This is a genomic window from Pedobacter faecalis (assembly GCF_030182585.1).
Taxonomy (GTDB): domain Bacteria; phylum Bacteroidota; class Bacteroidia; order Sphingobacteriales; family Sphingobacteriaceae; genus Pedobacter; species Pedobacter faecalis.
On record NZ_JARXOW010000001.1, the window covers coordinates 2,032,696 to 2,045,352 of the forward strand.

General features: G+C 48.6%; 12 protein-coding genes. 7 read left to right on the plus strand and 5 right to left on the minus strand.

What is annotated here, in order from left to right; genetic code table 11:
- The first annotated feature begins 108 nt into the window (after positions 1-108).
- Positions 109-684, plus strand: a complete 576-nt coding sequence (locus QEP07_RS09200; protein ID WP_285009677.1) for a DUF3267 domain-containing protein — start codon at positions 109-111, stop codon at positions 682-684.
- Here the strand turns inward: QEP07_RS09200 and QEP07_RS09205 are convergent.
- Positions 669-1,556: a helix-turn-helix domain-containing protein gene (locus QEP07_RS09205; protein ID WP_285009680.1), complete on the minus strand. Its 888-nt coding sequence runs from the start codon at positions 1,554-1,556 to the stop codon at positions 669-671. The two genes, QEP07_RS09200 and QEP07_RS09205, sit on opposite strands and share 16 nt — an antisense overlap.
- Positions 1,557-1,565: 9 nt before the next feature.
- The gene (locus QEP07_RS09210; protein ID WP_285009683.1) at positions 1,566-2,654 is read right to left on the minus strand and encodes an aldo/keto reductase; all 1,089 of its coding nucleotides are present in this window, start codon (positions 2,652-2,654) and stop codon (positions 1,566-1,568) included.
- 48 nt (positions 2,655-2,702) lie between these two features.
- Between QEP07_RS09210 and QEP07_RS09215 the strand changes: the two genes are divergently transcribed.
- Positions 2,703-3,269 carry a glycosyl-4,4'-diaponeurosporenoate acyltransferase CrtO family protein gene (locus tag QEP07_RS09215; RefSeq protein ID WP_285009686.1) on the plus strand — a complete coding sequence of 189 codons (567 nt, stop codon included), beginning with the start codon at positions 2,703-2,705 and terminating at the stop codon, positions 3,267-3,269.
- A 41-nt stretch (positions 3,270-3,310) separates the two neighbouring features.
- Positions 3,311-4,630: a TIGR00341 family protein gene (locus QEP07_RS09220; RefSeq protein WP_285009687.1), complete on the plus strand. Its 1,320-nt coding sequence runs from the start codon at positions 3,311-3,313 to the stop codon at positions 4,628-4,630.
- A 3-nt stretch (positions 4,631-4,633) separates the two neighbouring features.
- Here QEP07_RS09220 and nhaA read toward each other — a convergent pair whose 3' ends face one another.
- Positions 4,634-5,938, minus strand: a complete 1,305-nt coding sequence (gene nhaA, locus QEP07_RS09225) for a Na+/H+ antiporter NhaA (protein ID WP_285009690.1) — start codon at positions 5,936-5,938, stop codon at positions 4,634-4,636.
- An 881-nt stretch (positions 5,939-6,819) separates the two neighbouring features.
- Here nhaA and QEP07_RS16585 point away from each other — a divergent pair.
- From QEP07_RS16585 to QEP07_RS09245, 4 genes are all read left to right on the plus strand, one after another.
- Entirely contained in the window at positions 6,820-7,674 is an 855-nt protein-coding gene (locus QEP07_RS16585) for an ATP-binding cassette domain-containing protein (protein ID WP_437126693.1), read from the plus strand.
- A 3-nt stretch (positions 7,675-7,677) separates the two neighbouring features.
- A complete protein-coding gene (locus QEP07_RS09235; RefSeq protein ID WP_285009694.1) occupies positions 7,678-9,030 on the plus strand; it encodes an HlyD family secretion protein in 1,353 nt (450 codons plus the stop codon).
- Positions 9,027-10,415: a TolC family protein gene (locus QEP07_RS09240; protein WP_285009695.1), complete on the plus strand. Its 1,389-nt coding sequence runs from the start codon at positions 9,027-9,029 to the stop codon at positions 10,413-10,415. The genes QEP07_RS09235 and QEP07_RS09240 overlap by 4 nt, the downstream gene beginning before the upstream one ends.
- An 86-nt stretch (positions 10,416-10,501) precedes the next feature.
- A complete protein-coding gene (locus QEP07_RS09245; protein ID WP_285009696.1) occupies positions 10,502-10,903 on the plus strand; it encodes a MerC domain-containing protein in 402 nt (133 codons plus the stop codon).
- Positions 10,904-10,985: 82 nt separating this feature from the next.
- Here QEP07_RS09245 and QEP07_RS09250 read toward each other — a convergent pair whose 3' ends face one another.
- Both QEP07_RS09250 and QEP07_RS09255 read right to left on the minus strand, forming a co-directional pair.
- On the minus strand, positions 10,986-11,135 hold the full coding sequence (locus tag QEP07_RS09250) for a hypothetical protein (RefSeq protein ID WP_285009698.1): 150 nt from the start codon (positions 11,133-11,135) through the stop codon (positions 10,986-10,988).
- Between the two features lie 189 nt (positions 11,136-11,324).
- Positions 11,325-12,503: an ATP-binding protein gene (locus QEP07_RS09255; RefSeq protein ID WP_256003409.1), complete on the minus strand. Its 1,179-nt coding sequence runs from the start codon at positions 12,501-12,503 to the stop codon at positions 11,325-11,327.
- Positions 12,504-12,657 lie beyond the last annotated feature (154 nt).

Consider the following 12,657-nt stretch of genomic DNA (forward strand, 5'->3'; position numbering starts at 1 on the left):
AACAGCCATGTAAATACTAATCTATAATACTTCTTATTAAATGTGATTGGGGCCTCTGCGGATGAATGGAATTTTTGGGCATGAGCTGCCAGTTATGTATTTTTGGGCATGAAAACAGCAGATCAAGATCAAGCGCGGGAACTTACGATCAGTGCCGGTCAGGCACAACTCAAATCGATCGCCTATTTTTTACCCTTTGCATTCGTATTCGTGTTGGTTTTTTATTTGCTCTGGCCTAACCAGCTTTCCCTCGCTCATTATAAAGAAATTTTACCTCCGGGTGTCCAGGGTTTAGTTTGGCTGGTAGGCATCATGCTAGCAGGCATTGTTGTGCATGAACTGATCCATGGCCTTACCTGGGCGCTTTTCGCCAGTTCAGGCTTCCGGACCATCAGGTTTGGGATACTATGGAAATCTTTGACGCCCTATTGCCACTGTACGGAGCCGTTACGGCTCAGGCATTACCAGATTGGGGCGGCTGCGCCCGGAATCATTCTTGGAATAATCCCTACACTGATCGCCATACTTACCGGCAGCATTTCATGGCTGGCTTTCGGACTTTTCTTTACGCTGGCCGCTGGCGGGGACCTATTGATTATCTTAATGCTGCGAAACGAATCCAAACAGAGCTTTATACAAGATCATCCTAATAAGATCGGATGCCTGGTCTATAAAAAACCCTGACGGAATTCCATAGGAGATAAATTCGTCTTCCTTTTAAAAAGGGTGCTGAAGGACTGCGCGTGCTCAAAGCCCAAAGCATACGCAATTTCACTAACGGAGAGATCGGTCGTGGAAAGTTTTTCCTTGGCTTTTGCGATCAGTTTTTCGTGAATATGCTGCTGCGTGTTCTGCCCGGTATGCACACGCAGCAAGTCACTCAGGTAATTGGGCGAAAGGTTCATCTGCGAGGCAATATGCTGTACCGTAAGCAAGGCCTGAACGTCCTTATCGAAATAGTTGTCGACCAACTGCTCAAACTTGCTCAGCAGCGCATGGTTATGGCTTTTTCTGGTCAGAAACTGCCGCTCATAAAAACGGTTTGAGTATTTCAGCAGACTTTCAATCTGCGTTAGGATAATCTCCTGGGTATGCTTGTCGATATGCCTGCACTCCCTGTCAATCTTTTCCAATATGGCAATCAGATCCCCTTCTTCCTCAGCCGAAAGGTGCAGGGCTTCATTCACGGCATAGTCAAAGAAACCGTAGCGGTGGATGTTGCTCGCCAGAGGGTGCTGTAAGAGAAAGTCGGGATGAAAGATGAGCAGGTAACCGGACCCGCATTCCATATTCTGCAGGTCCAGTTGCTGCACCTGGTTCGGCGCCGTAAAACTCAGTACGCCCTTATCATAATCGTAATGCTGCTGCCCGTACCTGATCTTACCCTTGGCTTCACGCTTTAGCGCCACGCAGTAAAAACGGTTCACAAAGCCCTTCCAGATCTCATCTTCCAGGAAAATGCTTTCCTCCAGGTTAATCACACTCACCAGCGGGTGCCGTGGTTCGGGCAGCGACAACAACCGGTGAAATTCTGATATGGAGTTAATGGCGTTCATAATACGAATTTAATCAATTAAACCCATACTGAACTCATCATAAGGCGCGCCGGTATCCGTTCCTAAGGGCACAATGTTTTCCAGTTCCGAAAGATCGGCAGCGGTCAGCTCAATGCGCGTCGCCGCGAGGTTCTGCTCCACATACTTCCTGCGTTTGGTTCCCGGAATTGGCAGTATGCCCTTACTCATGATCCAGGCCAGGGCCAGCTGCGATGATGTAACACCCTTGGCTTCCGCCATCGCTTCAATGGCGCTTACCAGTTCGATATTCTTAACAAACATCTCGCCCTGGAAACGTGGGATCGCCCTTCTGAAATCGTTCTCCGGAAGGTCGTCGATGCTTTTGATCTGTCCTGATAAAAAGCCCCTGCCCAATGGTGAATAAGCAACAAAGCCGATGCCGAGTTCATGTAATTTAGCCAGCACCCCACGCTCCTCCACTGTTCTTTCAAATAGCGAATATTCACTTTGCACGGCAGTGATGGGATGTACAGCATGCGCCCGCTCAACAGTTTCAGAGGATACTTCCGACAGCCCGATATAACCTACTTTTCCTTCCCTGACAAGTTCGGCCATGGCTTCAACCGTTTCTTCGATCCGGGTATTCTTATCCAGCCGGTGCAGGTAATACAGATCGATATAATCTGTATTGAGATTTTTCAGAGAACGTTCTAAAGCTTTCCTGACATAATCCTTTTTACCGTTAATGGCCGAGGTGACTTTGTTGTTGTCGTCGATCTCCCAGCCAAATTTGGTTGCCAGAATATACTGGTCCCGCTTCCCGCTCATGGCCTTCGCAATGAGCTGTTCATTCTTAAACGGCCCATACAGATCCGCCGTATCCAGAAAATTACCGCCCAGCTCCAGCGAACGGTGAATCGTCGCAATAGCCTCCTGCTCATCTGCGGGACCATACATATGGCCCTCCTCAAAGCCTGTCATGCCCATACAGCCCAGGCCAATCATCGGCACAGCCAAGCCCTGGCTGCCCAATGCCATTTGTTTTATTTCCTTTTCCATAAAGCAAAGATCGCCAAGGCATGTAGCGTCCATGTATGCAAACCCCCGAAGCTTGTAAGCAAAGCCCTGAAAATTCATTTGTGTATTCAAAAAATACAGCTGATATTGCGCTACCAACCCTCTTGTATGAAAAAACAAATCACCTTTATTGTCACCTACGTACTATCAATTGCCGCCCTCTTGGCCCTGATCTATACAGTTAAGATCAACACCTTTCAATTCGCCTGGTTACTTAACTTCCTGCTTATGATCTGTATGACATTCGCGTCTCAGGCCAGGCAAAACAAACTGACTTCCACCTATTACGAGCAAAAAGCATGGGAACAGAAAGGCAGGATATACGAATACATTGGCATAAACTTCTATAGAAAACTACTCGTTTGGGTAGGCTGGGAAAAGCTGACCAGAAAAACGCTCCCGATCGAAAACAACACGGAAGCGCTTACGAGGCTCTATCGCCAGACAAAAATATCCGAACGCGACCATGCAGTCATATTCATGATCGTGCTTGGATTCAATGTGTACGTAGCGTTAATATTCGGTTTTTCTAAATCCCTTTCACTGCTGATACTAAATATCCTGCTAAATCTGTACCCGATATTCCTTCAGCGCTATAACCGCCCGAGAATAAAGCGGGCTTTGAGCTCAAGCCAAATCAGACAGCAAGGAAAAGCAGCTGTTCTGCAACTCTAAAGCTTAATGCATAGTGGTTTGATTTTTGAATGTAGCAGGGCATGAGAGAAATTTTCCTTGCGATCAGAAACTTCATTTCCTACCGCTTCAGTTTGCATGAAGACAATGCCGACGAACAGGATACGGTGGAAGCTCTGAGGCGGAATGTAGAGTTTAAAGGGGCCAACTTATGGACGCTCATTTTCGCGATATTCGTGGCCTCCATCGGTCTCAATGTCAATTCAACAGCTGTAATCATCGGGGCTATGCTGATTTCACCGCTTATGGGGCCGATCATGGGCGTCGGACTTGGCATTGGCATCAATGATTTTGAGCTCGTTAAAAAGGCGGCGCGCAACCTGGCTATTGCCACGGTGATCAGTGTGATCACCTCAACCTTATACTTTTTGATAACACCTTTGCATGATGCCTCCTCGGAGCTATTGTCCAGAACATCTCCCTCGATCTGGGATGTGTTCATCGCCACATTTGGCGGACTTGCCGGGATCGTTGCTGCCACGCGCAAGGAAAAAGGCAATGCCATACCCGGCGTGGCGATCGCCACGGCACTCATGCCTCCGCTTTGTACCGCCGGGTTCGGACTTGCTTCGGGCAACCTGTACTTCTTTCTTGGTGCCATGTACCTGTATTTTATTAACAGCGTCTTTATCTGCGTGGCCACTTATTTAATTGTCCGCTACCTGAAATTTCATAAAAAGGAATTTGAAGATAAGGCCTATGAAAGAAAAGTACGCCAGTACATCTGGATCCTGGTGCTGGTCACAGCCGCCCCCAGCGTTTACCTGGCCTACCGGATTGTGGATAAGAGTATCTTCGAGACCAACGCCAATGCCTTTATTCAGAAAGAGATGAACTTCGCAAGCACACAGGTCATCACCAAAAATTTTAAGTACAGCAGTAGCATGGGAAATGAAATTGACCTTTTGCTGCTCGGTGACGAGTTAAGTGGCCAACAGATTGATACGCTGAAATCCAGGCTGCCTGCTTATAAGTTAAACAATACCGAGCTCCGCATCCGGCAGGGACTGAACGCCAAGAATGAATTGGATTTCAGCCAGATCAAAGCCAGCATCCTGGAGGCCGTCTATCAAAACGACTCCACACGAAAGAGTTCCTCAGCCAGGTTAGACATGCCCATACCAGATGTCCGTGCTGAACTCGCAGCATTATATCCAGCACTGAGCAGCTACAGCATTGAAAATGTAGTCCGACAACGCATGGATACCCTTAGGCAGGATACGGTAACGCTTGCCCTGGTAAGCTTCCGAACCGATCCGGCACCGGCGGAGCTTGTACGCTTAAGAGACTGGTTAAGATCAAGAATTAAAGCCGACTCCCTTACCCTAGTAGTTTCCGATTAGACCTTACCTCGTCACCCGCTTTAGCACTATTGTACCAGCGATACCGGCCACAACAGAGGCAATCAGGATACCGTATTTCGCCTGATCAATAAAAACCGGATGCTTAAAGGCCAGTCCGCTGATGAAAAGCGACATGGTGAAACCTATACCTGCAAGCAGGGAAACGCCTGCCAGGTGGTTCCAGCCTGCGCCTTCCGGAAGTCCGGCAAGTCTGGATTTTATCATGATCCAGCAAAAACCCATGACGCCGATAAATTTTCCGATGATCAATCCGGCAGCAACACCAAACGAAACCGGGTTGGATACAGAACTCAGGAAATCGGAACCGATCACAATACCGGCATTTGCCAGCGCAAAGAGCGGCATAATGCCGAAGGCCACCCAGGGATGCAGGGCATGTTCTATCGTCTGCAGTGGTGTTTCAGCGGCCATACTCAGCCGCTTGACATTCTGTATTGTCTTATTTTGCTTGGGTGTAATCAGTTTGCCGCGCTCCGGGATGTCAGACTCAAAATCATACGACAGCTTACGGAGGTTACCCGCATAAACTTCCTCATTGATCCTGGTAACTGCGGGGATGGTAAAGGCAACCAGTACGCCCGCAATCGTAGCATGGACGCCGGAGAGCAGAAACCCGATCCAGACACCGATACCAATGATCAAATAGAACATGCTAGCCCGGATACCTATAATATTGCCTAATATCAATACGCCAAGAAATGCGGCTCCGACGCCCAGCGCGAGGAAATTAATCTCAGCTGTATAGAAGAACGCGATGACGAGAACAGCGCCCAGATCATCTGCTACGGCTAGTGCAGAAAGGAACACTTTAACCGATGTTGGGATGCCTTTGCCGGCCATGGACAGCAAAGCCAAAGCGAATGCGATATCGGTAGCCATCGGGATGCCCCAGCCGTGTGCGGCCTCGGTGCCCGCGTTAAAAGCGGTATAGATCAAAGCCGGGACGATCATCCCGCCCAGTGCTGCAGCCATCGGCAGTGCGGCTTTGCTTACCGAGGATAGCTCGCCTTCCATAAACTCCCGCTTAAGTTCAAGGCCGATCACAAAGAAGAAAAGCGCCATCAATCCATCATTGATCCAGACATGCAGCGGGTGGCTAAGCAGAAATTTATCAAAGCCTATCGAAAAATTGATGTGCCAGAGGTGTTCATAAAAATCGTGGTAAGCAGAATTTGCCCAGGTGATTGCCGCCACCACGGCGGCCATGAGCACAAGTCCGCTCGTATATTCCAGATGTACAAAACGGCTAACCGGCGCCATGATTCTCTCAATCGTCGTTTTTTCCATGCAGGCAAGATAAGCGAAATAATAATATTTTTGGCAGGTAGATTGCTTTTGGTGAACCGCAATACAAATAGCTTATGACACCGGCCAAACGATTTTTTAGCCTGCTGAGGCTCGACAGGAAAGATGTCACACAGATTTTTTTCTACGCGTTGTTCGCGGGTTTGATCAGCTTGTCCCTTCCCCTCGGTATACAGGCCATTATCAATTTTATACAAAGCGGCAGGGTAAGCGTTTCATGGATCGTGCTGGTTGTCATCGTGGTTGGGGGAGTGGCATTGGTAGGTATACTATCTTTGATGCAACTGCGAATTACCGAAAATCTTCAGCAGAAAATATTTGTTCGTTCCTCGTTTGAATTCGCGTACCGCCTGCCCAAAATACGCTTTGATGAACTGTACAATAACTTCTATCCGCCCGAGCTGGCCAACCGCTTTTTTGACACCCTGACCATACAAAAGGGGGTCTCGAAGCTGCTGATCGATTTCTCAGCCGCGCTGCTTCAGATCGGCTTCGGAATTATACTGTTGTCATTTTACCACCCGTTTTTTATTGTGTTCGGCCTCTTGCTGGTGGGCTTGCTTTACCTGATCTTTAAATTCTCTTACGCCCCGGGACTTGAAACCAGTCTCAACGAATCCAAGTACAAGTACCGGGCGGCCGACTGGCTTCAGGAAATAGCCCGCAATAATTCGTCTTTCAGAGCCAAGCTGAATTTCAATTTTGCCTTGTCTAAAACAGACGATATCGTTGGCGGCTACCTCACCTACCGGGAAAAGCATTTCGGGATTATCAGGCGCCAGTTTATCCAGCTCATCGTATTTAAGATCATCATCACTGCCGGCCTGTTGCTTATAGGCGGCCTGCTGGTATTAAACCAGCAGATGAATATCGGGCAGTTTGTCGCTGCCGAAATCATCATTCTCCTGGTGATCAATTCCGTGGAGAAAATTATACTTGGACTGGAGAGTTTCTACGATGTGCTCACCGCTGTAGAGAAAATCGGCGAGGTTACGGATCTGGATATAGAGGATCAACCCGACGCTGCGGAAATCACCAGTGAAAAAGCCATAACGATCAAAACTGATGCGTTAAGATTCCGTTATCCCGGTGCCGCAAAAGACACGCTGAAAAATATTTCGCTGACTATAGCGCCCGGCGAAAAGATTCTGCTGAAAGGCAACAACGGTGCAGGAAAAACCACCCTGATCCGTATACTGTCCGGGCTGCTCCAACCCAGCTCCGGTACACTGTCTGTAAACGACGACACCTTCGTCAAGATTGAGGGTGCTGCGTACAGGGCAAAAATCGGCCGGATCATCCAGGGCGAAACCCCGTTTGAAGGTACAATACTGGAAAATATCACCTTCAGCGACCCCGCAATATCACCTGAAGATCTGAAATGGGCGCTCGACGCCGTTCAACTCAGCCAGGTGATCAAATCACTGCCTGAGGGCCTGAACACCAAGATCTTCCCCGAAGGCAAACAACTATCCTCATCAAATGCTCAGAAGATACTTCTCGCACGCAGTATCGTGCATAAGCCTGCTGTGCTCTTCTTTGAAGACCCGACCGACCGTATGGACAAAGATGCAGCGGCAGCACTGATCGACTTTATATTTTCCCCGGAAAACTCCTGGACCGTGATCGTATCCTCCGCAAATGTGCATTGGGAAGCGCAGGCCACCCGGCAGATCACTATGGAAAACGGAAAAATAATCCATGATACAAAACATTAAGCCATGCTAAATATTTCGACCAACAAAAAGGCCCGGCTTGAAACCTTACAGCATTTCAGCACTGTACGGCAGCTATCCAACAGGCCGCACTATAAGATATTAAACAGGATAATCCTTGGCCTCTGCCTGCTGGCATTGCTGATCCTGTTTCTGCCATGGACACAGAACATCTCGGGCACAGGCGCGGTTACTACCCTGAAACCTGACCAGCGGCCTCAGACCATACATACCGCGATTGCAGGACGTATCGAAAAGTGGTATGTACGGGAAGGCGATTACGTGGAAAAGGGTGACACCATATTATTTATTTCCGAAACAAAGGAGGATTACTTTGATCCCAACCTGGTAAACAACACCAAACAACAGGTAGACGCCAAAAAAAACGCATTAAAGTCTTATGATAGTAAAGTACAGTCGCTGGAATCACAGATGGCTGCGCTGGCGAATGAACAACGTCTGAAAATTCAGCAGGCCAACAACAAAATACGTCAGGCCCTTCTGAAGGTGAAGAGCGACAGTATCGACCTGGAAGCCGTAAAAACACAGCTAAAGATCGCCACCACACAGTTTGACCGGGCAGTTCAGCTTAATAAAGAAGGCCTGAAACCGCTTACTGATGTAGAGGAGAAAAGGCTGAAGCTGCAGGATGCCCAGGCGAAAATCATCACGCAGGAAAACAAACTGCTCGCCGCGCAGAATGACCTGATCAATGCTCAGGTGGAGATCGGACGAATAACCGCTGAATACAATGAAAAACTGGCAAAGTCGAGCAGTGATAAGTTTACCGCATTGAGCAGCCAGTTCGATACAGAGGCCCAGGTCAACAAGCTGGAAAACCAATATGTGAATTACTCCATCAGAAACGGCATGTACTACATCAAAGCGCCTCAAAGCGGCTATGTAAACCGGGCGCTGCAGTCGGGCATCGGCGAAATACTCAAGGAAGGAACGCCAATAGTCAGCATTATGCCTGCAGGGTATGAGATCGCGGTAGAAACCTATGTAAGGCCGATCGATCTGCCACTGCTGAAAAAGGGTGACGAAGTAAGGGTATGGTTCGACGGATGGCCAACCATCGTATTTTCCGGATGGCCCGGAATGTCATACGGCACTTTTGGCGGCCGGATCGTGGCTATTGAGAATTTCATAAGTCCCAATGGCAAGTACAGGGTGCTTATCGCCCCCGATAAGCGCGACGCGGCATGGCCAAAGCAGCTGAGCATAGGCGCGGGGGCACAAACGATTGCCCTATTGGAAACCGTCCCGGTCTGGTTTGAAGTGTGGCGTACGTTAAATGGTTTCCCGCCCAACTACTACCAGCCTGCGGCGGCAAATGAAACGGCGAAAGATAAATGAGAGCAGTTATCTATATCCTGTTATGTGTGCTCTGCACGCTTCATGCAGTGGCTCAGGAACGCTTGGCCGGGCAACTGAGCTTTGCGGAATACCTGGGCTACGTTAAAAAATATCATCCGCTGACCCGGCAGGCCAATCTTACGCTCAGCCGTGCCGAAGCAGAACTTATGGCTGCGCGCGGCGGCTTCGACCCAAAGCTGGAGGTCGACTACGATAAGAAAGAGTTCAAAGGAACGGGATACTATTCGCTCCTGAACAGCAGTTTTAAAATACCCACATGGTATGGCATTGAAATTAAAGCTGCCTTTGACAACAGTACCGGAAAGTACGTCAATCCACAAAACATTACCCCGGAAGGCGGACTCACCTCTGCCGGAATCACCATCCCGCTGGCACAGGGATTACTGGTCAACAGAAGGATGGCAGACCTGCGCTCGGCCAAGGTGCAGCTGCGACTGAGCGCGGCCGAGCAAAAGTTGCAGGTTACTGAAGCCGTTTACGCCGCGTCGCTCGCCTATTTCAGCTGGAAACGTGCGTTCGACGAGGTAAAGCTTTATCAAACCTATCTTGATTTTGCAAGGGTCAGATATACGGGTATCACCAAACTCATACAGGCAGGGGACAAGCCGGCGATCGACAGTATTGAAGCGGGAGTGATCGTGAAGTCGCGCAGGCTAAGTCTGGCCGATGCGCAGCTCAAGCTGACTAAAGCACGACTGGAATTATCCAATTATCTCTGGCTTGAAAACGTGCCTGTAGAACTGGCCGAAAATATCGTCCCTGAAGAAAACCCCGCCGAACATGCGGCTTCTATCCTGAACCTAACCGATGCAGCAGCAATGCTGCAACTCGGTGAGCATCCTAAGGTACAGGCATTACAGGGCAAACTTGAGCTTTTGGAGATAGAACGCCGGTACAAGGCGAACCTGCTGCTGCCTAAGGTCGATTTAAGCTATAATTTCCTAGCTGAACCGAGGTATGTGGACAGATACCGCTTTCAGGATTACAAACTTGGCGTCAATTTCAGTCTGCCGGTATTTCTCAGAAAAGAACGCGGTGGTTTAAGACTTGCAAAACTTAAAATACAGGACGGACAACTTGACCTCGACCTGGCCCGTGTGGCATTGAGAAACAAGATATTGGCCCAGCAAGCCGAGATCGATGCCCTTGAAAATCAGAAAGTCACCGCATCAGAACTTGTGAAAGACTATTCCACTATGCTCACTTCAGAAGAACGCCTGTTTTCTTTCGGTGAGAGTTCCCTTTTCGTCATAAATTCCCGGGAAAACAATGTGGTCAGCAGCAGACTTTCTGAAATCAGCATGGAGAACAGGCTGCTCATCGCCATCGCAGATCTTTTCAGGACTTTAAGCAATCCTCAGTAGTCTTTGATGACTGCAGGCGCCAAAGCCTTGACTCAAAATTTGTGCATTTTTCTTGTTTGCAACATAATTGCATTTATATTTGCAACATGAAATCACTACTGAAATCAGAAAGACTTGACCAGCTCGGCATAACAGCCTCTGTGGGATGCGCCATTCACTGCGCCGCGCTTCCCCTGATGGTCACTTCCCTGCCGCTAATCGGCATGGAGTTCCTGGCCAGCCCCTGGGTAGAAACCAGCATGATCGTCCTCTCGGTGATCATTGGCGTAACTTCGCTATCCACAACCTACAAGAGGCACCGGAACACGACGCCGCTGCTCGCCCTCCTTTGCGGATTTGCCCTCATCGCATCCGGACACTTCCTGTGGCATGAGGCGGAAGCCCTGCTTATCCCTTTGGGCGGCATCACCATCGCCGCTGCACATTACATCAACTGGAAACTTAACCGGGTATGTACCCACAATATCGACCACCATGAAAATCCATAAACTGTTATTCGGCACCTTCCTTATGTTGATCAGCATGATCAGCCCCGGCTGCAGGCATGATCATGCTGCAACAAGTCCTCAATCACATCACCATCCTGCGCCGGTCTAACCGAACCGGGAAGGCGCCCATGCTCATGCAAGGAATCCACTTGCCCTGGCCAACCAGCTGGTCGAACGCATTGTGCAGGGCCGGGCTGTTAGCGGCTTTAACAAACGGTTCCTGTGTATACATGCCGAGCCATACCACGGGTTTCGTCCAGGTAGATGGGTCATCGGGTTTCGCAGGAATATCTTTCCAGAGAATTTCTCTCGCCTGTGCAGCAAGATCGGCAGAAAAAGCGTTGTCCAGACGGATAAAGCCGTCTGTTTTATATTATAACATTACGGTCATCCTCATATACCAAATATAAGGACTTATTGATCATTTTACCAACTGTAAAAACTCCGCCAGTCCAATTGCTTCCGTGTTTTCTTGTAGGGGATATCGCTCTTTGCCGCCGTAAATGACGAATTTCTGCGTCGCCCCGATATCCTCACATGCGGCGTAAAAGCCCCGGCCAGGCCGCGGAGCGGATGACCGCTTAACTTCCAATGCCCATACCTGATTGTTCGGCCCTTCCAATACAAGGTCGACTTCGGTCTGGGTTGTTGTTCTATAATAGCTGTATTGCCATGTACCCGGCAATTGCACGATGATGTTTTCTATGACAAAGCCTTCCCAGCTTGCGCCGAGAACAGGATTTCCCATGAGATCGTCGAAACCCGGTATATTGAGTAGCTTGTGCAGTAAACCACTGTCACGGATATATATCTTCGGTGACTTGACAAGCCTTTTCTTTGTGTTTCCAGACCAGGGCTGAATCTGCCTGACCATGTAAAAATCTACCAGGATATCCAGATATGACTTGATGGTTGTATGGCTCACTTCTAAGCTTTTGCCCAGTTCTGAATATACTGCCTGCTGACCGTGATAATGTGCTAGCATAGACCAAAACTTCTTCATCCTGTTTGGCTGAATTTGCGGCCCCATGAGCGGGATATCACGTTCCACATAAGTGGAAATAAAGTCGTTACGCCATTCCCAGCTCTGCTCATCGCTAGAAGCCAGGTAACTATCAGGAAAGCCCCCTCTGAACCACAGTTTATCGGGATTAAATCCGAGCGGGTCATGGTTTATGATTTCAAGTGCATTAAAGGGCGTTAACTCAATATACCTGATTCTGCCTGCAAGCGTTTCGGAAGATTGCTGCAGCAAATCGCGGGAAGCTGAGCCGAGCAACAGAAAGTGTCCTGCTTTTTCTCCGTTGCGCTTTCTCATGTCTACCAAACCTCTTAATACACGGAACAGATCGGGTTTACGCTGTACTTCATCGATGATTAAAAGCTGACCCGAGAACTTCCTCAGGTAAGCTTCCGGATCGTCCAGTTTATTCATATCTGAATCCAACTCTAAGTCGAGGTATTCAGAAGTTTTGGAAAGCTGCTCGGCTATCTGCAATGCCAGTGTAGTTTTACCAGCCTGCCTTGGCCCTAATAGTGCCACGACTGGTACATTCTGTAGCCCCGCAATCAGCTTTTCAGTTAAATTACGCCTAATCATTTTTCTGCAATTTGAAAGTTAAGCTTTCAATTATACATCAAATATACACTAAAACCTTGCAATTTGAAAGTTAAACTTTCAAATTGCAAGGTTTTGCTGGCTATGGTAATGTTTCTTCGCGAAATTCAAATCGGGAATTTTTGTCTAGTTATGC

Coding starts and splice junctions, on each gene's coding strand:
- QEP07_RS09200 (WP_285009677.1), top strand. CDS start 109: ATGAAAACAGCAGATCAAGATCAAGCGCGGGAACTTACGATCAGTGCC.
- QEP07_RS09205 (WP_285009680.1), bottom strand. CDS start 1,556: ATGAACGCCATTAACTCCATATCAGAATTTCACCGGTTGTTGTCGCTG.
- QEP07_RS09210 (WP_285009683.1), bottom strand. CDS start 2,654: ATGAATTTTCAGGGCTTTGCTTACAAGCTTCGGGGGTTTGCATACATG.
- QEP07_RS09215 (WP_285009686.1), top strand. CDS start 2,703: ATGAAAAAACAAATCACCTTTATTGTCACCTACGTACTATCAATTGCC.
- QEP07_RS09220 (WP_285009687.1), top strand. CDS start 3,311: ATGAGAGAAATTTTCCTTGCGATCAGAAACTTCATTTCCTACCGCTTC.
- nhaA (WP_285009690.1), bottom strand. CDS start 5,938: ATGGAAAAAACGACGATTGAGAGAATCATGGCGCCGGTTAGCCGTTTT.
- QEP07_RS16585 (WP_437126693.1), top strand. CDS start 6,820: ATGAATATCGGGCAGTTTGTCGCTGCCGAAATCATCATTCTCCTGGTG.
- QEP07_RS09235 (WP_285009694.1), top strand. CDS start 7,678: ATGCTAAATATTTCGACCAACAAAAAGGCCCGGCTTGAAACCTTACAG.
- QEP07_RS09240 (WP_285009695.1), top strand. CDS start 9,027: ATGAGAGCAGTTATCTATATCCTGTTATGTGTGCTCTGCACGCTTCAT.
- QEP07_RS09245 (WP_285009696.1), top strand. CDS start 10,502: ATGAAATCACTACTGAAATCAGAAAGACTTGACCAGCTCGGCATAACA.
- QEP07_RS09250 (WP_285009698.1), bottom strand. CDS start 11,135: ATGTATACACAGGAACCGTTTGTTAAAGCCGCTAACAGCCCGGCCCTG.
- QEP07_RS09255 (WP_256003409.1), bottom strand. CDS start 12,503: ATGATTAGGCGTAATTTAACTGAAAAGCTGATTGCGGGGCTACAGAAT.